We start from the raw sequence: 242 nt of genomic DNA, 5'->3' as shown, positions 1-242 counted from the left end.
CGGTGGCCCACGTGGAGGGCCTCATCGCCCAGGCCCTGCTGGGCCGGGACGCGGCGGCGCAGGCGGAGATCGACGGGGAGCTCGCCCGCCTGGACTGCGGCCCCCACTTCGCCCGCCTGGGCGGCAATGCCGCCATCGCGGTGTCCATGGCGGTGCTCCACGCCGCTGCCACCGCCCACGGGGAGCCCCTGTGGCGCTACCTGGCGGAAGGCGAGCCGGTGCGCCTGCCCCTTCCCCAGATC

The 242-nt window shown here is 76.9% G+C and carries 1 pseudogene; it reads left to right on the top strand.

Going from position 1 to position 242, the window contains the following annotated elements:
* A pseudogene (locus tag ACTFO6_RS19545) lies at nucleotides 1–242 on the top strand (phosphopyruvate hydratase); the annotation flags it as partial.

This window comes from Pelomicrobium sp. G1 (assembly GCF_051905455.1).
GTDB lineage: Bacteria > Pseudomonadota > Gammaproteobacteria > Burkholderiales > UBA6910 > Pelomicrobium.
The sequence above is the reverse complement of the archived record's forward strand: the minus strand, read 5'-3'. Positions and strand labels throughout refer to the sequence as shown.